This is a genomic window from Vibrio sp. 2132-1, assembly GCF_033344315.1.
Genome location: NZ_JAWPON010000347.1, coordinates 1 through 695 on the forward strand (window position 1 = coordinate 1; position 695 = coordinate 695).

General features: G+C 49.2%; 1 protein-coding gene. It reads right to left on the minus strand.

Annotated elements, in window-relative coordinates:
• Positions 1-62 precede the first annotated feature (62 nt).
• The coding region (locus R8N47_RS25315; RefSeq protein WP_318186125.1) for a S8 family serine peptidase at positions 63-695 on the minus strand (633 nt) is incomplete at its 5' end.

Here is a 695-nt window from a genome sequence, read left to right on the forward strand (position 1 = left end):
ATGGAAAACATAGAAAGTTAAAAACACAAAAAGGCCCTCTTCTCGGGCCTTTTTCATGGCGATCATTTGTTCGGCTTTCCTCCACCTTTTCCGCCGCCCTTACCACCACCAGAACCCGCAACCGTGATGTTATCGCTCCATCCACTCCAGAACAAAGAACCATCGCTTTGCTGAATGCTGCCAACACGATAATGCACTTCGCCATGGGCACTGGAATCTTCAAACGTCGTGGCCGTTGGGTCGAGAACATCCCAACTGCTTAGGCTTTGCCATCGATTACGTTTTGCATTCCAACTCTCGCGTTCGACTCTAAAGCCTGCAATGGCATCTTTATCCCCCAAGTAGCTCCAATTGAGAAAGACAATACTATTGTTGATCGAGATGGAAAGAGCTTCTGGTGCCTTAACGACTAGAGGAGGAGCTGGTGGCGGTTCCGAAGGTGTTGCAGTCAGAGCTCCCACCAAATTAAGTCGTCCGTATTGAGAGATGCTCTGTAAATCTTGCCCATCAGCACCTATTGGATCCGCTCCCTGTTCCAACATCATACGAATCATCTGGTTACAAGGTACGCCAGAGGCATCTTGGCAAGTTGCAGGATCGGATAACTGATCTGCATATTTGTATGCCCAAAGTAACGCAGCTGCGCCAGCAACATGAGGACTGGCCATGGATGTACCCGACTGCCAATGCAGACA